At 63.9% G+C, this 23,471-nt stretch carries 24 protein-coding genes; 15 read left to right on the forward strand and 9 right to left on the reverse strand.

The annotated features are described in order from the left end of the window. Positions 1–59 precede the first annotated feature (59 nt). Together D6B98_RS04300 and D6B98_RS39700 are read right to left on the reverse strand one after the other, a co-directional pair. Positions 60–404: a response regulator gene (locus D6B98_RS04300; protein ID WP_126255655.1), complete on the reverse strand. Its 345-nt coding sequence runs from the start codon at positions 402–404 to the stop codon at positions 60–62. 58 nt (positions 405–462) lie between these two features. Next, positions 463–627, reverse strand: coding sequence for a hypothetical protein (locus D6B98_RS39700; protein ID WP_164718370.1), 165 nt, complete (start codon positions 625–627; stop codon positions 463–465). Between the two features lie 248 nt (positions 628–875). Here D6B98_RS39700 and D6B98_RS04305 point away from each other — a divergent pair, with 248 nt between their 5' ends. Both D6B98_RS04305 and D6B98_RS04310 read left to right on the forward strand, forming a co-directional pair. Beyond that, positions 876–1,085, forward strand: coding sequence for a hypothetical protein (locus D6B98_RS04305; protein ID WP_126255656.1), 210 nt, complete (start codon positions 876–878; stop codon positions 1,083–1,085). Continuing rightward, positions 1,082–1,423, forward strand: a complete 342-nt coding sequence (locus tag D6B98_RS04310) for a hypothetical protein (RefSeq protein WP_126255657.1) — start codon at positions 1,082–1,084, stop codon at positions 1,421–1,423. The genes D6B98_RS04305 and D6B98_RS04310 overlap by 4 nt, the downstream gene beginning before the upstream one ends. A gap of 138 nt (positions 1,424–1,561) precedes the next feature. Here the strand turns inward: D6B98_RS04310 and D6B98_RS04315 are convergent, their stop codons facing one another. Further along, positions 1,562–2,164, reverse strand: coding sequence for a hypothetical protein (locus tag D6B98_RS04315; RefSeq protein WP_164718371.1), 603 nt, complete (start codon positions 2,162–2,164; stop codon positions 1,562–1,564). 77 nt (positions 2,165–2,241) lie between these two features. Between D6B98_RS04315 and D6B98_RS04320 the strand changes: the two genes are divergently transcribed. The 4 genes from D6B98_RS04320 to D6B98_RS04335 all read left to right on the forward strand — a co-directional run bounded on the left by D6B98_RS04320 (position 2,242) and on the right by D6B98_RS04335 (position 6,085). Next, a complete protein-coding gene (locus D6B98_RS04320) occupies positions 2,242–2,670 on the forward strand; it encodes a GNAT family N-acetyltransferase (RefSeq protein ID WP_126255659.1) in 429 nt (142 codons plus the stop codon). Between the two features lie 233 nt (positions 2,671–2,903). Next, on the forward strand, positions 2,904–4,169 hold the full coding sequence (locus D6B98_RS04325; protein ID WP_164718372.1) for a CaiB/BaiF CoA transferase family protein: 1,266 nt from the start codon (positions 2,904–2,906) through the stop codon (positions 4,167–4,169). 137 nt (positions 4,170–4,306) lie between these two features. Next, a complete protein-coding gene (locus D6B98_RS04330; protein ID WP_502699878.1) occupies positions 4,307–5,512 on the forward strand; it encodes an acyl-CoA dehydrogenase family protein in 1,206 nt (401 codons plus the stop codon). Between the two features lie 9 nt (positions 5,513–5,521). Beyond that, a complete protein-coding gene (locus tag D6B98_RS04335) occupies positions 5,522–6,085 on the forward strand; it encodes a flavin reductase family protein (RefSeq protein ID WP_126255662.1) in 564 nt (187 codons plus the stop codon). Positions 6,086–6,110: 25 nt separating this feature from the next. On the opposite strand, the gene D6B98_RS04340 is transcribed toward D6B98_RS04335, so the two are convergent. Next, entirely contained in the window at positions 6,111–6,941 is an 831-nt protein-coding gene (locus tag D6B98_RS04340) for an NAD(P)-dependent oxidoreductase (RefSeq protein ID WP_245481240.1), read from the reverse strand. Between the two features lie 246 nt (positions 6,942–7,187). Between D6B98_RS04340 and D6B98_RS04345 the strand changes: the two genes are divergently transcribed. The 6 genes from D6B98_RS04345 to D6B98_RS04370 all read left to right on the forward strand — a co-directional run bounded on the left by D6B98_RS04345 (position 7,188) and on the right by D6B98_RS04370 (position 13,492). Further along, positions 7,188–8,171 (forward strand): ABC transporter substrate-binding protein, encoded by a 984-nt coding sequence (locus D6B98_RS04345; RefSeq protein WP_164718373.1) that lies wholly within the window; start codon positions 7,188–7,190, stop codon positions 8,169–8,171. A 71-nt stretch (positions 8,172–8,242) separates the two neighbouring features. Continuing rightward, entirely contained in the window at positions 8,243–9,937 is a 1,695-nt protein-coding gene (ilvD, locus tag D6B98_RS04350) for a dihydroxy-acid dehydratase (protein ID WP_126255664.1), read from the forward strand. Between the two features lie 82 nt (positions 9,938–10,019). After that, the gene (locus tag D6B98_RS04355; RefSeq protein ID WP_126255895.1) at positions 10,020–10,865 is read left to right on the forward strand and encodes an ABC transporter ATP-binding protein; all 846 of its coding nucleotides are present in this window, start codon (positions 10,020–10,022) and stop codon (positions 10,863–10,865) included. Further along, positions 10,862–11,647, forward strand: a complete 786-nt coding sequence (locus D6B98_RS04360; RefSeq protein WP_126255665.1) for an ABC transporter permease — start codon at positions 10,862–10,864, stop codon at positions 11,645–11,647. The genes D6B98_RS04355 and D6B98_RS04360 overlap by 4 nt, the downstream gene beginning before the upstream one ends. Beyond that, positions 11,644–12,411: an ABC transporter permease gene (locus tag D6B98_RS04365; protein ID WP_126255666.1), complete on the forward strand. Its 768-nt coding sequence runs from the start codon at positions 11,644–11,646 to the stop codon at positions 12,409–12,411. The genes D6B98_RS04360 and D6B98_RS04365 overlap by 4 nt, the downstream gene beginning before the upstream one ends. Positions 12,412–12,445: 34 nt before the next feature. Next, a complete protein-coding gene (locus D6B98_RS04370; RefSeq protein ID WP_126255667.1) occupies positions 12,446–13,492 on the forward strand; it encodes a 2,5-dihydroxypyridine 5,6-dioxygenase NicX family protein in 1,047 nt (348 codons plus the stop codon). Here the strand turns inward: D6B98_RS04370 and D6B98_RS04375 are convergent. Genes D6B98_RS04375 through D6B98_RS04395 form a run of 5 tightly spaced genes read right to left on the reverse strand, consistent with a single transcriptional unit; the run spans position 13,489 to position 19,214 of the window. After that, a complete protein-coding gene (locus D6B98_RS04375; RefSeq protein ID WP_126255668.1) occupies positions 13,489–14,481 on the reverse strand; it encodes a 3-hydroxybutyryl-CoA dehydrogenase in 993 nt (330 codons plus the stop codon). The two genes, D6B98_RS04370 and D6B98_RS04375, sit on opposite strands and share 4 nt — an antisense overlap. 3 nt (positions 14,482–14,484) lie before the next feature. Next, on the reverse strand, positions 14,485–15,573 hold the full coding sequence (locus tag D6B98_RS04380) for an NAD/NADP-dependent octopine/nopaline dehydrogenase family protein (RefSeq protein ID WP_126255669.1): 1,089 nt from the start codon (positions 15,571–15,573) through the stop codon (positions 14,485–14,487). Continuing rightward, entirely contained in the window at positions 15,570–17,096 is a 1,527-nt protein-coding gene (locus D6B98_RS04385) for a class I adenylate-forming enzyme family protein (RefSeq protein WP_126255670.1), read from the reverse strand. Before D6B98_RS04385 ends, D6B98_RS04380 begins: the two co-directional genes overlap by 4 nt. Positions 17,097–17,098: 2 nt before the next feature. Then, positions 17,099–18,388 (reverse strand): acyl-CoA dehydrogenase family protein, encoded by a 1,290-nt coding sequence (locus D6B98_RS04390; protein WP_126255671.1) that lies wholly within the window; start codon positions 18,386–18,388, stop codon positions 17,099–17,101. 7 nt (positions 18,389–18,395) lie between these two features. Then, positions 18,396–19,214, reverse strand: coding sequence for an alpha/beta fold hydrolase (locus D6B98_RS04395; protein WP_126255672.1), 819 nt, complete (start codon positions 19,212–19,214; stop codon positions 18,396–18,398). Positions 19,215–19,372: 158 nt separating this feature from the next. Here D6B98_RS04395 and D6B98_RS04400 point away from each other — a divergent pair, with 158 nt between their 5' ends. The 3 genes from D6B98_RS04400 (at position 19,373) to D6B98_RS04410 (ending at position 23,454) form a co-directional block, all read left to right on the forward strand. Further along, positions 19,373–20,134, forward strand: a complete 762-nt coding sequence (locus tag D6B98_RS04400; protein WP_126255673.1) for an SDR family NAD(P)-dependent oxidoreductase — start codon at positions 19,373–19,375, stop codon at positions 20,132–20,134. Between the two features lie 30 nt (positions 20,135–20,164). Continuing rightward, complete coding sequence (locus D6B98_RS04405; protein WP_126255674.1) at positions 20,165–21,001, forward strand: enoyl-CoA hydratase family protein; 837 nt, start codon at positions 20,165–20,167, stop codon at positions 20,999–21,001. Between the two features lie 101 nt (positions 21,002–21,102). Continuing rightward, positions 21,103–23,454 (forward strand): bifunctional salicylyl-CoA 5-hydroxylase/oxidoreductase, encoded by a 2,352-nt coding sequence (locus tag D6B98_RS04410; protein ID WP_126255675.1) that lies wholly within the window; start codon positions 21,103–21,105, stop codon positions 23,452–23,454. Positions 23,455–23,471: the final 17 nt, after the last annotated feature.

The following is a 23,471-nucleotide window of genomic DNA, read 5'->3' on the forward strand; positions in this document are numbered from 1 at the left end:
AAAAAGTGAGTTCAGCCCGCGCGGACGCCATCCGTTGCGGGTTTTTTGTTTGCCTGTGGTCAGTGAATGCCTGCGGTTCGCTGCAGGATGTCGGCGAGTTCCTCGAACGAGAACGGCTTCCTGATCATCGGCAGGCCGCCGCGCCGGGGCTCGCGCCCCGACAATTGCAGCATCTTCAGCTCGGGACGGAGGCGCCGCGCCAGCTCGGCCAGTTCATGACCGTCCATGCCGGGCATGTTGATGTCGGTGATGAGGACGGAAATGTCGCGGTTCTCCCCGAGCCGCTCCAGTGCATCCGGGCCGCTCCTGGCGCTGACCACCTCGCAGCCGAGATCCTCGAGCATGGCCACGATCGTCTCGAGGACGGGGGGATCGTCGTCAACAACCAGGACAGTGTGGCTCATCAACGTTCCCTCCAACCACGACGTCAACGCGCCTCTCGTCGCGTAAGTTCCGGCCCGCCTAATCGTCCTTCGACAAATCGCCCGGCCCGGCCGGAAGATCGATTGTGCCGCCTTCGCCGCGCGCGAGGTCGCGGCCGCCGTCGGCGCTTACGCCGGGCTCGTCGATGATGGCCTGGTCCGGGATGGGCTTGCTGCGCGGCTTGCGATCTGTCCTGGGTGTCATGACGGTCCTCCGACCGATCAACTTCGGCGCGGTGCAATGGTTCGTTTGACATGTCGGGCAAAACACCGGCAGAATGACATCATCGAGACGAGTTTGGTTCAACCCGCGCGGATATCATCCGCCGCGGGTTTTTTCGTCTCGGTTGCAGAATCGGACGGTGGCCGCGCATCCGGCCACGCACTCGACAAACCTGGAGCGCCGATCGGCGCGCCGCCGTCCGAACCATTGCCGGCCGTGCACGCGCGAACGTGCCGGCCTGCGGCGCTGGGGCCGATGCGCCCGCGCCGCTGCGGTCTCCGGAAGACACGGAGATAGGGTTCGCGCCCGAAACGATCGTGCTTCGCCTGGCCGATCTGCCGCGCATTTTCTTCGCATGGAGGATGATGATGACCGCTTATTTGATTTCGCTCGCGCTCGCGGGCCTCGTCGCAATCGCGCTGTGGGAGATGGTGTCGTGAGCGAGGAGGTCGCAGGCGAGATCGCAGGCGAGCCCCTCCGGCCGCCGCTAGCTGCTAAGACAAGGGCTGGGGCGCGTAAGCCGACCGAGATCCGCTCGCTGGCGCGCAGCCACACCAGGACGGCGCTACGGGTTCTCGTCGGCATCATGCGCAACGACGAGGCGACGCCCGCCGTGCGCCTTTCCGCCGCCAACGCCATCCTCGATCGCGGCTGGGGCAAGGCTGCACAACCGATCGAGAGCGGTGAAGAGGGCGTTGAGACGGTGCACCGGGTCGAGCGCGTCATCGTGCGGCCGGAAGACGCCGGCCATGCCGATCAGGAAGCCGGTAACGCCTGAGTTGGCAAGATCTCGATTCGGATTTTCGATTGTCCGTTTGACCCGTCGGGCAAAACACTGGCAGAATGGCATCATCGAATTCGAGTTGGTTGAGCCCGTGCCGAGCAATTGGCCGCGGGTTTTTCGTTTCGATGATCGCTAGTTCTTGCCCGGCTTGCCGGCCCGGCGCTGCCCGGCATAGGCGCGTTGCACCTGGTCGCTGCAATAGGACAGCTTTCGGCCATCGCCGGTGAAGTGTCCGTCCTTGATGATCCAGAGGACGACGGTCTTGTCGTCGATCTTCTTGAACATCAGGTTCTCGCGGTCCGGAGTGGTGTCCACATTCTGTACGCTGACGGTATCCGCGCCTGAAGCCGGCCGCAATGTGCAGTCGGCGCCGATCCGGACCGTGTCGGGAAGCTGAACCCGAGTCTTTTCGATGTTGCAGATGTTCGAGGCCGTCGTGATCGACTTTCCGGAGAACGTAACGACCGTGTCGTTGAACTTCGCACAGCGCTCCTCAAAGTCGGGGCCGGCCGCCGCGTAGACGCCGTCCCGCGGGTGAGCGTCTTTCAGAGCTTGCTCCAGGTCGGCCTTCTGCTTCGCCTCCACCTTGGCTCTCAGCGTGGCTTCGGCAAGCGCGCGCTGGGTCCTGAGAGGGCAGTAGGCCCCACGCCAGGGAGCGTCCTTGAGCTTTCCGTTCAGGCTCTTCTGAACGGAGATCGCCACCGGTTTGATGGGGGCCGTCTGGCTCGGCGTCAAGGTCGTGCTGGGTAAGTGAGGCTCCGGCCATGTCGTCGTGCGACGGAGCGAATTTGTCTCTCGTCGATGGATACGTCATGTACAGAATTCGTATTGTCGATGCGTCTGATGACGACGTTGCCGACACCTTGGCCGATCTGCATCGGCTGACGTTTTTCGATGCTGCGGCAATGCCCCAGTTCGACCTTGGAGCATGGTGGCTGGCCTATCGCGGTGATGATGCAGTCGCCTTTGCCGGTGTCGTGCCGTCGACGCATGTCCGAAATAGCGGCTACTTCTCCAGAGTCGGAGTCTTGCGGCGGCATTGGGGGCAGGGCCTTCAAGTCAGGCTGATGCGAGCGATCGAGGCGAGGGGACGCCGCATTGGATGGGACAGTGTGGTTTCGGATACAACGGACAATCCCGTGTCTGCCAATAACTTTATTCAGGCAGGCTATCGGCTTTATGAGCCCGAAACGCCTTGGGCCTGGTCGCATACGCTTTACTGGCGAAAATGGCTGCGCTGAGTGGGCGGGGTGCGTTTCCCGTGATGCGGAACATGGCCTGCAATGACTCATCAGAAGTGCGGCACAGCCTGTGTGCAGGATAGCGAGAAGCCCGGCAGCCCGATGGCTGCCGGGCTTCTTTTGCGTCTATACGCAATGCAAGTGAGGCACTTGCGAAGTTGGCGGCGGCGGGCTTTAAGTTTGCTATTGCAGGAAATTCGGCGGCCATAAGCCGATGTAAGGGAGCGCCATCGATGCCGACCAGACCTCAATTGCCGGAACGTTCGCCGCGGGCGACGGGAGGGCCGAGTGCGCTCGAAGGTCTTCTGGTCGTCGATTTCACGCGTGTCGTCGCCGGACCGGCCTGCACGCAGACGCTCGCCGATTTTGGCGCGGATGTCATCAAGATCGAGAATCCCGACGGCGGCGACGACACGCGCGCCTATGAGCACGCGGAAATCGGCGGCGAGAGCGCCGCGTATCTCAGCCTGAACCGCAACAAGCGCGGCATTGCGCTCGACCTTTCCGTACCGGAAGCCCGCGAGATCGCGCTGGATCTGATCCGCAAGGCGGACGTCGTCGTAGAGAATTTCTCGAGCGGGGTCATGAAGAAGTTCGGACTCGACTATGAGTCGGTGGCGCCGCTCAATCCACGGCTGGTCTATTGCTCGATCTCCGCCTACGGCCGCTCCGGACCGTTCGCCTCGCGCCCCGGTTTCGATCCCATCACGCAGGCGGAGAGCGGCTTCATGTCGCTCAACGGATTCGCCGACGGCCCGGCGGTTCGCACCGGCCCGCCCATCGTGGACATGGCGACGGGGATGTCCGCCTGTAACGCCATCCTGCTGGCGCTGCTCGCGCGCGACAGGCTCGGCCGCGGACAACATGTCGAGGTCGCGCTGTTCGACGTCGCGATGGGAATGACAGGCTTCTACGGCATGGCCTATCTCATCAACGGCGAAAATCCCGGCCGGTTCGGCAATTCGCCCAGCGGGTCTCCAACCGTCGGCGTCTATGAGGCCTCCGATGGGCCACTGTATATGGCCTGCGCCAATGATCGGCTCTATCGTCGGCTCGTGGTCGAGGTACTGAACCGGCCAGATCTCATCACCGATCCCAAGTTTGCCACGCGCAAGGCTCGTTCCGAGAACAAGGAGCTCTTGCGCGCAGCCATCGCCGAGGTCTTCGCCAGCGATACGCTCGAGAACTGGATGGCGAAGATGAAGCAGGCCAATATTCCGGTCGGGTATCTCCGGACGGTCGAGGAGGGGTTCAATGCGCCCGAGGCTCGCGAGCGCCAGCGCTTGAACCGGATTCGGCATCCGACGGCGGAATGGGTGCCCAACATAGAGCCCCCGATTTGCATGAGCCTGACCGGCACAGTCGATCCCGTTGCCGCCCCGCTTCTAGGCGAGCATACCGAGGACGTCTTGCGTAATATTCTCGGTTATGACGAGCATCGGATCGCCGAATTTGCCCAGAAGGGCGTCTTTGGCGCGAGCAAACCCTCGACGGGCTAGGCCCCACGGTCGGCCTCCATGGCACCAGCCTCCGGCTTGCGGGCCGGTGCCGGCTGCATGGCTTGATTTGGTGATAGGGCGGCCGCATAAATATGTAAGAGCGAGGGACACAAATGGCGCCTGGTCGAAAGCCGAGCATGGATCAGCCCACCGGCCCGGAAGCCGGCGGACGCGCCCACGCGGAAATGATCGCGAAGGCTGGGGCTCTCGTGCCGCATCTACGTGAGCGGGCGGCGAGGACGGAGGATCTGCGGCATCTCCCGCCGGAAACCGAAAGGGATCTCCACGATGCCGGCCTGTTCCGAATGCTGCAACCGGCACGGATTGGTGGCGCGGAGCTTGACTATGTCGCGCTCGTCGACTGCGCCGAGCTGCTCGGACAAGCGGATGCGTCGGTCGCCTGGAATCTCGCCAATCTGGCGAGCCATCACTGGATGCTCGGCATGTTCGAGGAGAAGGCGCAGGATCTGGTCTGGGGCCGTGATCCGAACGTGCTGATCGCATCCTCGTTCATTTTTCCCGCCGGACGCGCCACGCGGGTGGAGGGCGGATACCAGCTGCGCGGCAGCTGGCCGTTCTCTTCCGGCGTTGCCTCTTGTGAGTGGAACATGCTGGCAAGCGTTGTGTACTCAGAAGACGAGGCGGACGGCATCGAGTATCGAATCTTTCTGCTGCCCAAGGGCGACTACAACGTGCTCGACACCTGGAATGTTGCGGGATTGCGCGGGACGGGGTCTTGCGACGTGGAGGTCAGGGACGCCTTCGTGGCCGACTATATGACGGTCGCTGTCGGCGATCTCGCCGGCGGCCCCACGCCGGGAAGCAGGGTCAATCCGAATCCGCTGTATGCGCTGCCTGTGTTCTCCTTGTTCCCATACGTCCTCTCGGGCGTTGCGCTGGGGAATGCGCAGGCATGCCTCGATGATTACATCGAGGTCGCACGTCATCGTATTTCGACTTACAACCGCGCCAAGCTGAGCGATTTTCAGAGCACCCAGATCAAGATCGCGGACGCCTCGGCGAAGATTGACGCCGCACGCCTGATCATGCGGTCGGCATGCCTCGATGCCATGGAGGACGCGCGGCGCGGTCGCATTCCTGATATGGCGACCAAGACCCGATATCGGCGCGATGGCTCCTTTTCTGTGAACTTGTGCACGGACTCGGTCTCGATGCTGTTTGCCGCGAGCGGGGCGCGCGGCCTGTTCACGAGCGGCGTGTTGCAGCGCCAGTTCCGCGATGCGCACGCGATCAACTCGCATCTCGCCTTCAACTTCGATGCGGCCGGAACCAATTATGGACGTGTGGCGCTGGGCCTGCCGTCCGAGAATCTCACGCTGTGAGGCCGGCCGATGAATGATCAGCCGCAGCAGCCCCGCGTTCCCGATCCCGCCAACGAGTTCGCGAGCGACAGCTCGTCGATCGATCCTCGCGACTTTCGCAATGCGCTCGGGACCTTTGCAACGGGCGTAACGATCATCACCGCCGCGGCGCCTGACGGCAAGCCCTACGGCTTGACCTGCAATTCGTTCGCCTCCGTCTCGCTGAATCCTCCGCTGGTGCTGTGGAGTCTCGTCGTCTATTCCTCGAGCCTGACCATCTTCCAGAACGCCAGCCATTTCACGGTCAACGTGCTTGGCGCTTCACAGCAGGCTCTTGCGAGCAAATTCGCCAAGTCCTCGGACGACAAGTTCACCGGCGTGGACTGGACGCCGGGCCTCGGCGGGGCGCCGGTGCTTGCCGAAGGTGTCGCCAACTTTCAATGCCGGTCCGTGAATCGCTATTATGGCGGTGACCACGTGATCTTTCTCGGCGCGGTCGAGGCCTATACGTACAATGCGACCGAGCCGCTGCTCTTCGCGCGGGGGGCATTTGGCCGGTTTCTCGCCGACGACGAGCGGAAGAAGTCACCCTAGTCGGCTTCGGGTCGCGCTCGACGGCTCAACGCTTTGCTGCTGAAAGCTTGTAAATCTCCAGCGCGTCCGCTTCCGCGCCGTGCGCGGCCTTGGCCAGCCGAAAAAGTTGTCCCGCAAGCGAAGCCATCGGCACCGGCGTCGACGTTGCCTGTGCGACGTCGGCAACCGTATCGAGATCCTTGAGCATCGTGGCAATGTGCCCAAGCGGTGGTGAGTGAATGCCTTGCAACATCCTCGGCACGAACAGCTGAAGCGGAATGGAGTCAGCGAAGCCGCCGGCGAGCGCTTCGGGCAGGCGATTGGCATCAATTCCAGCGTTGACGGCGAGGCGCGAGGCTTCTGCCAGCACGGCCATCGCGCATCCGACGATCACCTGATTGCAGAGCTTCGTGGTCTGGCCGGCGCCGGTCGGGCCCATGTGGGTGAGCCTGCGCGCCATGGCCAGCACGTAGGGCCGGACTCGCTCGATATCGTCTGCTTCTCCGCCGGCCATAATCGCAAGCGAGCCTTCCTCGGCGCCCTTCGTCCCGCCGGAAACCGGCGCATCGATCCAGCCCGCGCCATTGGCGTCCTTCAGTCGCTTCGCGAGCTGCCGCGCGGCGTCCGGATGGATCGACGAGAAATCGACGACAAGCTTGCCTGCGCCGGGCGACGCTGCCAGCCCTTCCGGCCCGAAGATCACCTCTTCGACGGCCGTTGCATCCGTCACGCACATGAAGGCGATATCCGAGTTTACCAGGAGATCGCGAGGCGTGGCTGCGCGCCTGGCACCGGCTTCGACGAGCGGAGCCACCTTGCCCTCCGAGCGGTTCCAGACCGTCACCTGATAGCCGGCCTTGAGCAGGCGCCGGGCCATCGGCGTTCCCATCAACCCGAGGCCGAGATAGCCAAGTCTCGCGGCGCCGGGCGAGTTTGTCCTGCTCGCATCAGCCATAGGTTGCCTCCTTCTGTCGCAGCGCGCGACGCCGGCCTATCATACATTGCGCGTCGGACGGCAGAACCTCCCGGCTCGCATGGCTTGCCTGAATGTTTGAACCATGAAACATTTGCGCCGGTCGGGTTGAGTGGCGCCCATCGGCGCCGGAGCAGCGGAGTGGGCACGATGCGAACCGTTTCGAAGTGGATCCTGGCTTTGGGGGCGGCGGCCGCCGCGAGCGCGGGGGTTAGCCCGTCATGGGCGCAACAGACGATCCGCGTCGGCTGGACCATCCCAGCCGAGGAATCCAAGTACTGGATGATGCGCCGCCCGGCTGAATTTCCCAATATCGGCAAGGCCTACAACATCGAATGGACCCAATTCCAGGGTACCGCGCCGATGACGCAGGCCTTGGCAGCCGGCGCGCTGGACTGCGCGACGCAGGCACCGCTGTCGCTTGCCAACGGCGTGGTCGGCGGCAATCTCAAAGCCTACATCGTGGCCCAGCACGTGTTCGAAAAGCCCGGCGGTTTCTCGGTCTACTGGGCTGTCAAGGATGACTCGCCCATCAAGACCATCGCCGATCTCAAGGGCAAGACGGTCGGCATTTCCGTGATCGGCGGCGGGACCCAAGGTCCGTTCAATCTGCTCCTGAAGCAGAATGGCGTCGATCCAGCCAAGGATATCAAGCTGGTCGAGGTCGGTTTCGCGGTCTCCGAGGACGCGCTGCGCCAGGGCCGCGTCGATGCGGTCAACATGAACCAGCCGTTTGCCGCGCGCGCGGAGGCAAAGGGCGGCACGAGGAAGCTCTTCGCTCTGTCGGAGGCCATGCCGAACATCGTGCATATTCTGGAAGCCTGCCGCGCCGATTTCGTCGACAAGAACCCTGAATTGGTCAAGACGTATGTTCGCGACATCACCTCGGGCATGAAGAAGGCGCTGGCGAACCGCGAGGAGACTCTCAAGGTCGTCAACGAAGTGCTGAAGGCGCCTATTCCGGTGCTCGAGACCTACCTGCTCAAGGACAACGACTTCGGTCGGGATCCAGGCGCGGCGCCGAACTTCCCGGCAATCCAGAAGATGCTGGATATCTACGCCGAGACCGGGATGCTGCCGAAACTGGATGTCACGCAGCTCAAGCATCCGACGATCGTCGCTCCGCTGGAGTAGGCGAGCCAACGATCCGGACAGGGATCTAGCCGCGTCCCGGATCCGGGACGACGCACAATGAAGATGCACGCATGAAGAAGCTGCGATCGCGAGTGACGACAGACGGCCTCGACCGGGCCCCGCATCGTGCATTCATGCGCGCCATGGGGCTCGACGACGCTGCGATCGCGAAGCCGATGGTGGGCGTCGTCAGCATGAAGGGCGAGCAGACGCCCTGCAACATGACCCACGACTTCCAGGTGGCTGCGGCCAAAACCGGCATCGAGGAATCCGGCGGCACGCCGCGCGAATTCTCGACCGTGTCGGTTTCTGACGGCATCAGCATGAACCACGAGGGCATGAAGTTCTCGCTGTTTTCGCGTGAGCTGATCGCCGACTCGATCGAAGCTGTGGTCCATGGTCTGGCCTACGACGCACTGATCGGATACGGCGGATGCGATAAGACGCTTCCGGGCGTGATGATGGGCATGGTTCGCTGCAACGTGCCGTCCATCTTCATCTATGGCGGCAGCTCGCTGCCGGGCCGCGTCGACGGGCGCACGCTGACGGTGCTCGATTCCTATGAGGCTGTCGGCAGCTTCATGACCGGCGAGATCGACGGCGCCACGCTCGAGCGGATCGAGCGTGCCTGCCTGCCGACGATCGGCGCGTGCGCCGGCCAGTTCACCGCGAACACGATGGGCATGGTCTCGGAGGCGATGGGGCTGACCATCCCGAACGTCTCCATGGTCCCCGGCGTCTATGCCGAACGCGCGCAGATCTCGCGCCGGGCCGGACGCCTGGTCATGCAGATGCTGGAACGCGGCGGGCCGCTGCCGCGCGACATCGTGACGCGGAAATCCCTGGAGAACGGTGCGGCGATCGTTGCGGCGACGGGAGGCTCGACCAACGCCGCGCTGCATCTGCCGGCGATTGCAAACGAGGCCGGCATTGCATTCACGATCGATGACGTAGGCGAGGTCTTTGCAAGGACGCCGCTGATCGGAAACCTGCGGCCGGGCGGCAAATACACGGCAAAGGATGTCTATGATATTGGCGGCGCCGCCGTGGTGATCCGCGAGTTGATTCAAAACGGTCACATCGACGGCAGCTGTATCACCATCACCGGCCGCACGCTTGCTGAAGAATACGGCACAGCGAACGCACCGGACGGAGAGGTGATCTACGCGGCTCGTGCGCCGATCATGCCTGACGGCGGCGTGGCAGTGCTGAAGGGAAATCTCTGTCCCGATGGCGCGGTGATCAAGGTTGCCGGCCTGAAGAGCCAGTTCTTCGAAGGCGTGGCGCGCGTGTTCGAGGATGAAGAAGCCTGCGTCAAGGCGGTTCGGGATCGCACTTATGCGGCCGGCGAGGTTCTGGTCATCCGCAATGAGGGGCCGGTCGGCGGACCCGGAATGCGCGAGATGCTCGGCGTCACCGCGCTGATCTATGGGCAGGGCATGGGCGAAAAGGTGGCGCTGATCACCGATGGCCGGTTCTCCGGCGCCACCCGCGGCATGTGCATCGGCTACGTGGCCCCGGAAGCATTTGTCGGCGGTCCGCTGGCGCTCGTTCGCGACGGTGACAGGATCCGGATCGATGCCGCAAACCGGCGGATGGATGTCCTGCTCGATGAGCAGGAATTCGCCGCGCGGCGACGCGATTGGAAGCAGCGTGCGCCGCGCCATCGTGCAGGGGCACTTGCGAAGTATGCGCGGCTGGTTGGGCAGGCGCCGGGCGGAGCCGTGACGCATGAAGGCCCCGCAGAATGGTCGTGGTTCGAATGACGTATCGCACGGGTGCGAAAACCGCCGCCTGTCTGGCAGGCTTCTTGCTAAGTCCGTGCCTTACAGCAAAGCGAGCGACGGGATGACGGTGGTGCCTGCGAGACCGAGCGAATGGGTGAGACCGGTGACATCAAAAGAACCGGCTTCGGCAATCATCGAGATCGATCGCGTCTCGCAGGTCTTTCAGACCTCGGCGCGCAGGGATCATGTGGCGCTTTCGGACATCTCGCTGACGATCGATGAGAGAGCCTTCGTCTCCATCCTTGGTCCGTCCGGCTGCGGCAAGTCGACACTGCTTTATATCGTCGGTGGCTTTGTCACCCCCACCAGCGGTGCGGCGAAGATGAAGGGGCAGGCGATCACAGGCCCCGGTCCAGACCGCGGGCCGGTGTTCCAGGAATTCGCGCTATTTCCCTGGAAGACCGTGCTCGGCAACGTGATGTATGGCCCCCGCCAACAGGGTGTGCGCGCTACCGAGGCGGAAGCGCAGAGCCTGGCCTTGATCGAGATGGTCGGCCTCAAGGGTTACGAGAATTTCTATCCCAAGGAGCTATCGGGTGGGATGAAGCAACGCGTGGCGCTGGCCCGGACGCTCGCTTACCATCCTGAAGTCCTGTTGATGGACGAACCGTTCGGCGCGCTCGATGCCCATACGCGGACCCGCTTGCAGAACGACCTTCTCAATATCTGGGAGCGCGATCGCAAGACAGTGCTGTTCGTCACCCATTCGGTTGACGAAGCCGTCTTTCTCTCTGACAAGGTCGTCATGATGTCGAAATCGCCCGGCCGCATCCGCGAGGTCATCGACATCGATCTACCGCGGCCCCGCCGTCGCAGCGAGCTGTTGCTCGACCCCCGCTATCAGAAGTATGTCGTCGATATCGAGCGCATGTTCGATGAAAGCGACGAGGCCGGGATAGCGTCATGATATCGCCGGCTGCCCTGATCAGACGAGCAGCTCCGGTACTGGCCTGTATCGGGTTGCTCGTGGTGTGGCAGGTTGCGTCGCTTGTGCTCAAGAACGACAGCTTCCCGACCGCGGTCGAGGCGATCCGGGCGATTCCGGATATTCTCGGCGACAAGGAAGCCCTGCTCAACATCCTGGCCTCGCTTCGCCGCATGGCGCTCGGGTTCTGTGTGGCGGTGCTGATTTCGATTCCGCTGGGCCTGTTGATGGGACGCAGCCGGAGCGTCGCGTCTTTCTTCAATCCACTCCTGATGGTGATTTATCCGGTGCCGAAGGCCGCCTTGATGCCGATCATCATGCTGTGGCTGGGCGTTGGCGACATTACGAAGACGTTGGTGATCTTCCTCGGTGTCAGCCTGCCCGTGATCTATCACAGCTTCGAGGGTGCCAAGGCTGTCGAAGAGAAGATGCTGTGGTCAGGTGCCGCGATGGGACTTTCGCCCGCACAGCGCCTGGTGCGGATCGTACTGCCCGCGGCGCTGCCGGAAATCCTGACTGGATGCCGCACGGGTCTGGTGCTGGCGCTTATCACGATGATCACCAGCGAGATGATCGCGCGCCAGTCCGGCGCCGGCAACATCCTGTTCAATGCGCTCGACATGGGCCAGTATGAAACCGTCTTTGCGATGATCATCATCGTGGGCTCCATGGGAATTTTCTTTGACGCGATTTTTGAGAGGGTTCGCGCCAGGCTCGTGCGTTGGTCCGAGCCTCAGTTCGACCTGCCGCTGAGCTTTTCATGATGTCGCGCCTTCTTTCCGCCAACGTCCTTCTTGGCATTGCCCCGATTGCGCTGATCATTGCCCTGTGGCAGGGGCTGGTGTCATTCGGCTTCGCGCCCGCGGTCTTGCTGCCGCCCCCGGGCTTCGTCTTCGGCCGGCTGCTCCAGCAGCTCGCGACCTGGACCTTCCAGCAGGAAATCGTGGCGACCCTGATCCGGCTGTTTGCCGGGTTCGCCATTGCGGTCGTGCTCGGCGTCAGCATCGGCATTGCTGCTGCCGCCAGTCCAGCGATCAACGCCGTGGTGCGGCCGATCGTCCGCGTCCTGGCCCCGCTGCCCAAGGTTGCGCTCTATCCGGCGCTCCTGCTCTTGCTCGGGTTTGGCCACGGATCGAAGGTCACCTTGGTGGCAGCGGACGCACTCTTTCCCATTCTGCTCTCGACCTATTACGGTGCGTCGACCGTCGAGCAGAAACTGATCTGGTCGGCCATGGCGGCGGGCACGCCGCGTACCCAAATTCTGTTCAGGGTGGTGCTGCCGGCGGCGATGCCGTCGATCCTGACCGGATGCCGGATCGGGCTTGTTATTTCCTGCATCGTGGTGTTTCTGGCCGAGATGATCACGTCGACGGACGGATTGGGGCACGCGCTCGTGACCGCGGCGCGGACTTTTCAGGCCGTCGACATGTTCGTGCCGCTGATCACGATCTCCCTGCTGGGTTTGATCCTGAACGCCCTGCTGGGCGCCCTGCGGTCGTACCTATTGCGCGGCTTTCCAGAAGCGTGATCTGAGCGAAGAATAACAAGATCGGGAGTGACCCATGCTGGCTGACCGCATCGAGGCAAAATGGATCGACGCATTTTGCGAGATTTTCGAGCGATGTGCCGTCAAGCCTGGTGATACCGCGGCAATTCTCTCGGAGACCCAGTCACGCGCGTTGAATGTGCATCTGGCGGAGCTTGCGCTGCTGCGCATGGGCGCGCGGCCGTTTCACGTGGTGATGCCGACACCGCGCAACCGCCATATCGTCCCGGTTCGCTCCACCGGCGCGAGTGAGGCGATCCAGAAGCTTGGCCCGGTGATCAGCGCGTTGCAGCAGGCGGGATTTGTGGTGGATTGCACCATCGAAGGGCTGATGCACGCGGTGGAAACGCCGGAGATCCTCAAAGCCGGCGCGCGGATCCTGGTGATCTCCAACGAGCATCCCGAGGCGCTGGAGCGGATGGTGCCGGATTCCGCGCTCGAAAAGCGCGTTCGCGCGGCGGCGAAGATGCTGCGGGGGACCAAGCGGATGCGGGTGACCTCGAAGGCCGGCACGGCGCTCGACGTCGATATGGTCGGTGCGTCCACGGTCGGTGTGTGGGGCTGGACCGACAAGCCCGGCACGCTGGCGCATTGGCCGGGCGGCATCGTCGTCAGCTTCCCGAAGAGCGGGACCATCAACGGCACGCTGGTGATGGCGCCAGGCGACATCAATCTCACCTTCAAGCGTTACCTGACGTCGGCTGTGAAGATGACGCTGAAGGACGACTATGTCGTCGCGCTGGAAGGCGAGGGCACGGATGCCGCGATGATGCGCGCATATCTGGCGGCCTGGGGTGACCGCGAGGCCTATGCGGTCTCGCATGTCGGCTTCGGCATGAATCCGGGTGCGCGTTATGAGGCGCTCTCGATGTACGACCAACGCGACACCAATGGCACGGAGATCCGGGCCGTCGCGGGCAACTTCCTGTTCTCGACCGGCGCTAACGAATTCGCCGGCCGCTACACGGCTGGGCATTTCGACCTGCCGATGATGGGAACGACGATCGAGCTCGATGGGGTTGCCGTGGTCCGGGACGGCGTACTTCAGGACGTCTTCGGCTAGTCGGGATCGAGGACTGGCGGACGCGCTAGATCGAAGTGGCGGAGCAAATCGACCATGGCCTGGAGCCGCTTCGCGCGATAGGCGTCGACGTCCATCCCTGAATAGTCGAGAAAGCCGGCGCCGGTGCGCAGGCCGATCCGGCCCTCATGCATGTTGCGGGAAATGACGTCCGGCGCCCGATAGCGGTCGCTACCGAGCGCGCCCTCGAGATACCGGCTCGCGTAATAGAGGATGTCGCCCCCGCCCCAGTCGATGAATTCGAGCAGCCCGAGCACGGCATAGCGGAAGCCGAAGCCGTAGCGGATCGCCTTGTCGATCTCTTCCGCGCTGGCAACGCCTTCCTCGACCATGCGGGCGGCCTCGTTCATCGCCAGCGCCTGGATGCGCGGGACGATGAAGCCGGGCGTCGCAGCACAGACCACCGGCACCTTGCCGATGCCTTCGAGCAGGCTCTTGACCTCGTCGATGATGGCTGGGTCGGTGGCTTTGCCAGGCGAAACCTCCACCAGTGGGATCAAATAGGCCGGATTGAGCCAGTGCACGTTGAGAAAGCGGCGGGGATTTACGATCGCGCCAGACAGGTCGTCGACGAGTATGGTGGACGTCGTCGATGCGATGACCGTATCCGGACCGACCTGCTCCGAAGCCGCCCCGAGCACCTCGCGCTTGAGCTCGACGACCTCGGGAACCCCTTCGAAAACCATTCCGGCGTCGGATAGCGCTGCCCCGCTCCGGCTGGCGGGCACCGCCGAGACCCGCGCGATCAGCGGATCAACATCCGCTTCGGTCAGCAGTCCCAGCTTCGACAGGCTGGCAAAGGTCTTCCGGATTTCACCAAGCGCGTCCGCCTCCAGCTTGGCGAACTCTTCCGCGGAGCGCGCCTTGACGTCGATCATCGTGACCCTGTGCCCCGCGTAGGCGAACGCGACGGCAATGCCGCGGCCCATGCGGCCAGCGCCGAGACAGGCGATATTGGCGCGATTGGTCATCGATCAGAATCCATTGCGAAGCAGCGTCTGCAATTCAGCCTTGCTGAGATTGTCGAGCCCCAATGTCTTGAGCGTTCGGCCGCCCTGCGAAAAATCCTCGCCGCAGACCGCGCCGCCGATCGATAGAAACGCTTTGGCCAACGGAGTGGCCACGCCAGCCAGGCCGGCGACGGAGACCAGCAGCGACAGCCCGAGCCGCAAATCCTCGCGCATGTAGCGATGCTCGGTCAGCACGATCCGTTCGCGCCAGTCGCCGGAATCGGTCAGGCGGTCGTGCGAGCCGCGGCCATACATCCAGATCTCGCCTTCCCTCGCGTAGTGATGCGCCAGCGGGAAATGCGGCGCGCCATAGCCGAGCGCTTCGCGCACGGCAATCCGCTCCGCGTCGAGTGCGTCCGTGACCCGCCGGATCGCGGCTTGCGTGCCTTCCTTGTGGATATCCCATTTCTCGAAGTGCTCGATCGGGCCAGCGTTCATCACGATCAGCGGCGGATGGATGATCGGACCGGCATTCATCAGTGCCCCGGATAATGCGTCTCCGCACGGTTCGACCGCCTCGGGGAAAGCCCGTCCGATCACATCGAGGGCGTGCGGCGCCTGGTCGAGCGGGAATACGCCGACCGGTAGCCGTTTGGCGCGGATGGTGATGGCGACTTCGAACGGTCCGTGCTTGCGCGTCAGCCACGGCAGCGTGCCGGTTTCGGCAAAGCTCGCCTTGGCGTGGTTGCCGGCGTCCCTCGCGGCCTGGGCGAAGACCATCGAGCCGAATGTCGCCGGCGGCAAGAATACGACCTGGCCGTCGCGTAGATGCGGGGCGAGCAGGCGAGCAATATCTGCTTGCGCGAAGGCAGGAGCGGGGCACAGAATCAGCTCCGCGCCGTCGGCGGCCTCGGCGATATCGGTCGTGACCAGCGCGAGCGTCACGTCGTGACGGCCGTTGTGATCCTTCACCAGCATGCGCGAGCCGGCGGCGCGGTGCGCCGCGACTTGATCGGCATCGCGGCGCCAAAGCCGCACCTCGTGTCCCGATAACGCAAAGTCGCCCGCGGCCGCAAACGAGCCGTTTCCCCCTCCCAGAACTGCAACCCTCAAGATGCTTCTCCTTGCGCGCGAGACTGCGCATCGAGCTGCTTCAGCAGGAAATGCTGGACCTTGCCCAGCGCCGTGCGCGGCAGGTCGGTGACGAAGACAATGTCGCGCGGAACTTTGTACCGTGCGAGTTGCGCCTGGATATGCGCTCTGAGTTCATCCGCTTCGAGCCGGGAGCCGGATCTGCGGATCACATACGCGATGGGGACCTCGTCCCAGCGCGGGTCAGGCCTGCCGATCACGGCGCATTCGCTGACATCGGGATGTTCGAGCAGGACGCGCTCGACCTCGGCCGGGTACACGTTCTCTCCGCCTGAGATGATCATGTTCTTCTTGCGGTCGCGGACCCAGAAATAGCCATCGGCGTCGCACAGGCCGATATCACCGGTGCGGTACCAGCCGTCGTGCAACGCCTCGCGCGTTGCGGCTTCGTTGCCCCAATATTCGAAGAACACGTTGGGGCCGCGCACTGCGATCTCGCCCGGCGTGCCCGCCGGGACCTCGCTGCCGGAATGATCGACCACCTTGGCTTCGCAGCACAGGCCGGCGAGGCCGGTCGATCCCGTGCGCGACAAATCGCTGCCGAGCCGCGTGTAGATGGCGATGGGGCAGGTCTCGGTCGAGCCGTAGACCTGGAGCACGGGAACGTCGCGGGCGACGAAACGCTCGATCAGCTGCGGAGGCACGATGGTCGAGCCGGTGGCGACGGCCTTGAGTGACGAAAGATCAGCGCTCGTCCAGGCGGGATGCTCGCTCACGGCCTGGATGATCGCAGGCACCATCACCGTGAGGGTCGGTCGTTCCCGTTCGATGGCCGCAAGCGCGGTATCCGGCGCAAAGCGCGCGTGAACCGTGACGGTCGCGCCGAGCTGCAGCGCCGGCGTGGTCTGGATGTTGAGGCCGCCGACGTGGAAGAATGGCAGCACGGTCAGCACGTGGTCGTCGGACGTCATGTTATGCATGTGCTGGCTCATGACGCCGTTCCAGAACAGCGCCTCCTGGCGCAGCACCGCGCCTTTGGGTCGTCCGGTCGTTCCTGACGTGTAGACGATCAAGAGCGGGGAAGAGAGGTCGGTGTGCGGGTTTCGGCTGGTGCCGTCACTCCGGGCCAGCAGGCTTTCGAAGGTTGTGCCGCGAGGCGGCGCGAAGTCGAGGCCAACGACTGACGTCCCCGGCGCAAGCTCGGGCAGAACTCCCTCGAACGCCCGTTCCAGCACCAGCACTTTGGCGCCGGCGTCAGCGAGAATGAAGAGCTGCTCGGCGACGGCCAGTCGCCAATTCAGGGGCACCAGTATCGCGCCAAGTCGCGCGCAGGCATAAAGCAGAACCAGATAGTCGGGCCGGTTCAGGCTCAGGATCGCGACGCGATCACCGCGGCCGACGCCGAGCTCCTGCTTCAAGGCCGTTGCGGTCCGTTCGATGCGCGCGGCGAACGCGGCATAGCTCAGCCGTTCGCCCTCGAAGGCGATGGCGGTCTTGCCTGGCGCGAACGCCGCGTTGCGATCGATCAGACTACAGAGGTCCACTGTCAGTCGTCCGTCTCGCCGGCCTCGTACAGCGCCTCGCGTCCGATGCGATCGAGGCAGAGTTCGGCCGTCCAGGGCAGCATCAGCGAGCCGCAGCGGCTGTCGCGATAGATCCGCTCCAGCGGCAGCGAGCGTAGCATCGCCTGGCCGCCGCAGGTGCGGATCGCGAGCGCCGCCAGCTCATTGGCGCCCTCCATCACCGAATATTGCGCGGCATAGGCCCGCAGCACCTGCTCCTTGCTCGGATTGGCGCAGGCTTCGGTAACGGCCTGAAACCAAATCCCCTTGATCTGCTCCAGCTTGATCTGCATCTGCGCGACCGCGATCTGCTTGGTCGGGTACATCCGGCGCTTCACCGGCGGCATGCCCGGGACTTCGCCGCGCAGATAACGCACGGTGAAGTCATAGGCGGCTTGCGCGAGGCCCATATAGGTCGGCGACAGTGTCAGGAACATGTGCGGCCAGCGCATCGCGGCCTGGAAATAGACGCCGCGGGGCATCAGCGCAGACTCCTCCGGGACGAACACGTCCTTGAACAGCAGCGTCCGCGACACCGTTCCACGCATGCCGAGCGGATCCCAATCGCCAACGACCGAAACGCCTTCCGATTTGGCCGAGATTGCGACGTAAAGCGTGTTGCGGCGAGACGCTTTCTCGCCTTCCTCGATCTCGGTGCAGAGCACGCCGTAATAGTCGGCATGGCCGGAGAGCGACGCAAAAATCTTCTTGCCGTTGACGATCCAGCCGCCCGTGACCGGCCTTGCTTCCGTGCCGAAGGCGACGCCGCCCGCGGCCGCCGCGCCTCCCTCGGAGAAGGGCTGCGAATAGATGGCACCGTCCTCGACGATCCGCCTGTAGTGGATCGCGCGCCTCCGTTCGTGCTCGGCGCGGGTCACCGCGTCCATGTCGAGGTCGTCGGCGAGGGGGCCCGACCACAGGGTCGAGCAGACATGCATGTTCCAGGTCAGCGCGGTCGCGCCGCAATAGCGGCCGATCTCGGCGGCTGCCAGGGCATAGGTCTGGTAGTTCGCACCGAGCCCGCCGTGCTTCTTGGGAACGGCGATGCCGAGCAGGCCGACGCGATGCAGGTCGCGATAATTTTCAGTCGGGAAGATTGCCTCGCGATCGTAGGTGGCAGCGCGATCGGCAAATACGGTCTGCCCGATCTCCCTTGCGCGGGTGATGATGCCGGCCTGCTCGTCGCTCAGGCGGAACGCGACGGGATCGAAGATCGGTGCATCCAGCGCGACCTTGCCGGTTGCGCCAATGGTCTTGCTGACTTGCATGGTCATCGCGCAGTCACCTTACGCTTTGGTCAACGGAATTCAGGAAACGGCCGATCGCTTCGTCAAACGCTTCAGGACGCTCGAGGTTGGCGAGATGGCCGACGCCGGGAAGCTCGACGTATTCGGCCCCCGGGATGTAGGTCGCGGTCTTCGCCATCATTGGCGCTGGCGCGTTGTTGTCCTTGGAACCGGATAGCAGCAGCGTGGGGACCGAGATATCCTTGAGCGTGCTGCGCTGATCGAAGCCGATGAGAGCGAGCATCATGGCGCGATAGCTTGCCTCGGGCACGCTTGCCATGCATTCGCGAGCGAGCTCCATCCCCGCAGGATCAGGATCGTCGCCGACCAGCTCTCTCACCAGCGAGGGCGCCAGCGACTGCATCGTCTCGCCGCGATCGAGCGGCCCGAGCCGCGCCGCGAGGAACGATTTCTGCCAGTCGCCGTCGGCCTTGCCGAAGGCCGGGCTGGTCTGCGCCAGCACGACCGCGCGTGCCAATTTCGGGCACTGCACGAGCAATTTCTGAACGATCATGCCACCGATCGAGTGACCGACCAGGATGGGTCTGGTTGCGCCGAGCTGCGCGATGAATTGCTGGAGCGCGTCCGCCAGGGCAGCGATGCTGACGCTCGCGAGCGGTGCCGAGCCGCCGTAGCCCGGCATGTCCCACGCGATGGCGCGGAAGCGGCCGCCGAACGTAGCAAGCTGCCGTCGCCAGGCTCGCGCCGCACCGCCGATGCCATGTAGGAAGATCAGAGGGATCGCGTTCGGATCGCCCGCGGCTTCATAGGCGAAGCGTCCGTCCTCTGTTATCATCGGCCCAGGCTGCGGCACGCGACATCCTTTTGCTTGGCCCTTCGATGCTAGCAGGCCTTTCGGGGATGGGAAGCGATAATTTTACACTTAAAGCAATTTCCAGGCCGCCTTCGTTGCAAAAATTTGAAGGTTAAAATATATCGGTGCAACGATTACAGATCCGAGGGAGCCAGCGCATGTCCGGATTGCCGCATTCGCCGCACGCACTGGTGACCGGCGGAGGTCGCGGCATCGGCCGCGCAATCGCGGCGGCTCTCGTCGGCGCCGGCGCCACCGTGACGATCATCGGCCGGAATGCCACGGTCCTTGACGAGGCAGTCAGTGCAGGCGCCGCTCATTTTGCCGCGGCCGCCGACGTCGCGAACGAGACCGCCCTGAAAACCGCCATTGCCGAGGCCCACGCCCGCAAGCCGATCGATATCCTGATCGCCAATGCGGGCAGCGCCGAATCCGCGCCATTCGCGAAATCGGACAGCGCCCTGTTCGCGCGCATGATGGACGTCAATTTCATGGGCGTGGTTCATGGCATCCACGGCGTGCTGCCGGGCATGAAAGACCGCCCCTATGGCCGCATCGTCGTGATTGCGTCGACCGCGGGCCTCAAGGGCTATGCCTATGTCAGCGCATACGCAGCGGCCAAGCACGCTGCGATCGGTCTGGTTCGTTCGCTTGCGCTCGAGCTCGCCGGCAGCAGCATGACCGTGAATGCGGTGTGCCCGGGTTTCACTGATACTGACCTGGTGGCCGGCAGCATCGACAACATCATGAAGAAAACGGGACGAAGCCGCGAGCAGGCCATCGCCGAGCTTGCCAAACACAATCCGCAAGGGCGCCTGATCGCGCCTGAAGAGGTGGCGGACGCCGTGCTTTGGCTGTGCGGCCAGGGCGCCAGTGCGATCACCGGACAGGCGATCGCAGTCGCAGGCGGCGAAATCTAGCGCGCGGAACAGACATACCAAGGAGATCGCATGAGCAGACCAGCCAATCCCGTCACCCTGCCGCTCGCGGATTACTCGCCGCAGCATTTCCTGCTGGCCGTGGTCGACGGCGTTGCGACGGTCACGCTCAACCGGCCCGAACGGAAGAATCCGCTGACGTTCGAAAGCTACCGGGAGCTGACCGACTTCTTCCGCGCCTGCGCCTTCGACGACGCGGTCAAGTCCATTGTCGTCACCGGCGCCGGCGGTAATTTCTCCTCGGGCGGCGACGTGTTCGAGATCATCGGTCCGCTGGTGAAGATGGATACCAAGGGGCTGACCGCCTTCACGCGCATGACCGGCGACCTCGTCAAGGCGATGCGGGCTTGCCCGCAGCCGATCGTCGCGGCCGTCGAGGGCATCTGCGCCGGCGCGGGGGCGATCGTCGCCATGGCCTCGGACATGCGGCTCGCGGCAAGCGGGGCCAAGGTGGCCTTTCTCTTCAACAAGGTGGGGCTGGCTGGCTGCGACATGGGCGCCTGCGCGATCCTGCCGCGGATCATCGGACAGTCCCGCGCCTCCGAGCTGCTCTACACCGGCCGCTTCATGACCGCGGAGGAGGGCGAGCGCTGGGGCTTCTTCAGCCGCATCGTCACGCCGGAGCAGGTGCTGCCCCAGGCGCAGGTCTTGGCGAGGCAGATTGCGGAAGGGCCGACCTTTGCCAACACCATGACCAAGCGGATGCTGGCGATGGAATGGGCCATGTCGGTGGAGGAGGCGATCGAGGCGGAGGCCGTTGCCCAGGCGCTGTGCATGACCACGGCCGATTTCGAGCGCGCCTTCGAGGCGTTCGCCAACAAGGTCAAGCCGGTCTTCAGGGGCGACTAGGCCGGACTCCATGCCTGAAGCCAGGCCAGCAACGGGGGCTTGCGCGAAATTATTTTAGGCTTAAAATAGTTTCCATGGCCGGGTGAATTGGCGAGGCTCCCATGAAATTCGCGATCATCGGTGGCGGACCTGCGGGTCTCTATGCTGCGATCCTGCTCAAGAAACAGCGCCCGAGCGCCGAGATCGCGGTGTACGAGCGCAACCGGGCCGACGACACGTTCGGCTTCGGTGTGGTGTTCTCGGATGCCACGCTGGACAATTTCGAAAAGCACGATCTGCCGAGCTATCGCCGCATCACCCAGGAGTTCGCGTACTGGGACGATATCGCCGTGCATTTCCGCGGCACCGTGCACCGGGTCGGCGGCAACGGCTTCTGCGGCTGCTCCCGACGCAAGCTGCTTTTGATCCTGCAGGAGCGGGCGCGCGAGCTCGGGGTCGTTCTGCACTTCGAGGTGGACATCGAGGACGAAGCTCGCTTCGCCGATGCCGACCTGGTGCTGATCGCCGACGGCATCAACAGCCGCTTCCGCGAGAAATATGTCGATCATTTCGAGCCGGAAGTCGATCTGCGTACCAACAAGTTCGCCTGGATGGGCTCGACCAGGCCGCTCGATGCCTTCACGTTCATCTTCCAGGAGACCGAGTGGGGCCCGTTCATCGCCCACGCCTATCAGTATGAGGCCGGACACTCGACCTGGATCTTCGAGACCGATCCTGAGACGTTCGAGCGGGCCGGCCTGACAGGATTGGACGAGACGCAGTCCTCCGCGCGGATGGCCGAGATCTTTGGCTGGTTCCTCGATGGGCACAAGCTGCTCACCAATCGCTCGATGTGGCGCAATTTCCCGATGATCCGCAGCAAGCGCTGGGTCAAGGACAACATGGTGCTGCTTGGCGATGCCAAGGCGAGCGCGCATTTCTCGATCGGCTCCGGCACCAAGCTCGCGATGGAAGATGCCATCGCCTTGGCCGAGGCGATGGAGAAAGCTCCGGACATCCAGGCCGCGCTTGACATTTACGAGCACGGCCGCCGCGAGGAGGTCGAGAAGACCCAGCACGCCGCCGACGTGTCGCTGGTCTGGTTCGAGCACGTCGACCGCTTCTGGAATTTCGACCCCGTGCAGTTTGCCTTCGGCGTGATGACGCGCTCCAAGGCGATCACCTACGACAATCTCAGGCTTCGCGCGCCCGATTTCGTGGCTGAGGTCGAGAAGTCGTTTGCCAGACAGGTTCGCGACAGCGGCTTTGACGTCGACACCAAAAAGCCGGCGGTGCCGTTGTTCCAGCCGTTCCGGCTGCGCGAGATGGAGATCGCCAATCGCGCCGTGATGTCGCCGATGTGCATGTACTCGGCCAAGGAGGGCGTGCCCACTGATTTCCACCTCGTCCACTACGGCTCGCGTGCGATCGGTGGCGCAGGCCTGATCTTCACCGAGATGACCTGCGTCAGCCGCGATGCCCGCATCACGCCCGGCTGCGCCGGATTGTGGAACGACGAGCAGGAAGCCGCCTGGCGGCGTATCGTGGATTTCGTCCACGCCAATTCGGCTGCAAAGATCTGCCTGCAACTCGGCCACGCCGGCCGCAAGGGCGCGACCAGGCTGATGTGGGACGGGATGGACCGTCCCCTGGAGGAGGGCGGCTGGGACGTGGTCTCAGCATCGCCGCTGCCCTATTTTCCCGATAGCCAGGTGCCGCGCGAACTCGACCGCGCCGGCATGAAGGCGGTGAGGGACGCCTTCATTGCGGCGGCCGAGCGCGGCGAGCGCTGCGGCTTCGACATGCTCGAGCTGCATTGCGCCCACGGCTATCTGCTCGCGAGCTTCATCTCGCCGCTGACGAACACACGCACGGACGAATATGGCGGCTCGCTGGAAAACCGCCTGCGGTTCCCGCTCGAGATCTTCGAGGCGCTCCGCGCGGTCTGGCCATCGCACAAGCCGATGTCGGTGCGCATCTCCGCGACCGACTGGGCCGATGGGGGCATCACCGGTGACGACGCCGTCGCCATCGCGCGCGCCTTCGCCGAGGCCGGCGTTGATCTCGTTGACGTCTCGACCGGACAGACCGTGCGCGATGCGCAGCCGGTCTACGGCCGCATGTTCCAGACGCCGTTTTCCGATCAGGTTCGCAACGAGGCGCGTGTTGCAACGATGTGCGTCGGCAACATCACGACGGCGGACCAGGCCAATACGATCCTGGCTGCCGGCCGGGCAGACCTCATCGCCCTTGGCCGGCCGCATCTGGTCGATCCGTTCTTCACCATGAAGGCGGCGGCCTGGTACGGGGCAGAGAACGCGTTCTGCCCGCCGCAATATCTGCCCGGAAAGGATCAGATTTTCCGCAACAGTGTCCGCGATCGGCAGGACCTCGAGGAGCTGCGAATTAAGGCTAAGCCCAAGACCCGGGCCGAGCTCAAGGCGGAGGCGACAAAGCCGCTTGCGGCGGAGTGACCGCCCGTGCAACGTTA

Source organism: Bradyrhizobium sp. LVM 105, assembly GCF_003957705.1.
Lineage (GTDB): Bacteria > Pseudomonadota > Alphaproteobacteria > Rhizobiales > Xanthobacteraceae > Bradyrhizobium > Bradyrhizobium frederickii.

What these genes read in the sequence shown, in the direction of transcription:
- D6B98_RS04400 (WP_126255673.1), top strand. Translation starts at nt 19,373, where the DNA reads ATGTCCGGATTGCCGCATTCGCCGCACGCACTGGTGACCGGCGGAGGT.
- D6B98_RS04390 (WP_126255671.1), bottom strand. Translation starts at nt 18,388, where the DNA reads ATGACCATGCAAGTCAGCAAGACCATTGGCGCAACCGGCAAGGTCGCG.
- D6B98_RS04355 (WP_126255895.1), top strand. Translation starts at nt 10,020, where the DNA reads ATGACGGTGGTGCCTGCGAGACCGAGCGAATGGGTGAGACCGGTGACA.
- D6B98_RS04360 (WP_126255665.1), top strand. Translation starts at nt 10,862, where the DNA reads ATGATATCGCCGGCTGCCCTGATCAGACGAGCAGCTCCGGTACTGGCC.
- D6B98_RS04375 (WP_126255668.1), bottom strand. Translation starts at nt 14,481, where the DNA reads ATGACCAATCGCGCCAATATCGCCTGTCTCGGCGCTGGCCGCATGGGC.
- D6B98_RS04340 (WP_245481240.1), bottom strand. Translation starts at nt 6,941, where the DNA reads ATGGCCCGGCGCCTGCTCAAGGCCGGCTATCAGGTGACGGTCTGGAAC.
- D6B98_RS04365 (WP_126255666.1), top strand. Translation starts at nt 11,644, where the DNA reads ATGATGTCGCGCCTTCTTTCCGCCAACGTCCTTCTTGGCATTGCCCCG.
- D6B98_RS04410 (WP_126255675.1), top strand. Translation starts at nt 21,103, where the DNA reads ATGAAATTCGCGATCATCGGTGGCGGACCTGCGGGTCTCTATGCTGCG.
- D6B98_RS04345 (WP_164718373.1), top strand. Translation starts at nt 7,188, where the DNA reads ATGCGAACCGTTTCGAAGTGGATCCTGGCTTTGGGGGCGGCGGCCGCC.
- D6B98_RS39700 (WP_164718370.1), bottom strand. Translation starts at nt 627, where the DNA reads ATGACACCCAGGACAGATCGCAAGCCGCGCAGCAAGCCCATCCCGGAC.
- D6B98_RS04335 (WP_126255662.1), top strand. Translation starts at nt 5,522, where the DNA reads ATGAATGATCAGCCGCAGCAGCCCCGCGTTCCCGATCCCGCCAACGAG.
- D6B98_RS04370 (WP_126255667.1), top strand. Translation starts at nt 12,446, where the DNA reads ATGCTGGCTGACCGCATCGAGGCAAAATGGATCGACGCATTTTGCGAG.
- D6B98_RS04300 (WP_126255655.1), bottom strand. Translation starts at nt 404, where the DNA reads ATGAGCCACACTGTCCTGGTTGTTGACGACGATCCCCCCGTCCTCGAG.
- D6B98_RS04320 (WP_126255659.1), top strand. Translation starts at nt 2,242, where the DNA reads ATGTACAGAATTCGTATTGTCGATGCGTCTGATGACGACGTTGCCGAC.
- D6B98_RS04325 (WP_164718372.1), top strand. Translation starts at nt 2,904, where the DNA reads ATGCCGACCAGACCTCAATTGCCGGAACGTTCGCCGCGGGCGACGGGA.
- D6B98_RS04330 (WP_502699878.1), top strand. Translation starts at nt 4,307, where the DNA reads ATGGATCAGCCCACCGGCCCGGAAGCCGGCGGACGCGCCCACGCGGAA.
- D6B98_RS04405 (WP_126255674.1), top strand. Translation starts at nt 20,165, where the DNA reads ATGAGCAGACCAGCCAATCCCGTCACCCTGCCGCTCGCGGATTACTCG.
- ilvD (WP_126255664.1), top strand. Translation starts at nt 8,243, where the DNA reads ATGAAGAAGCTGCGATCGCGAGTGACGACAGACGGCCTCGACCGGGCC.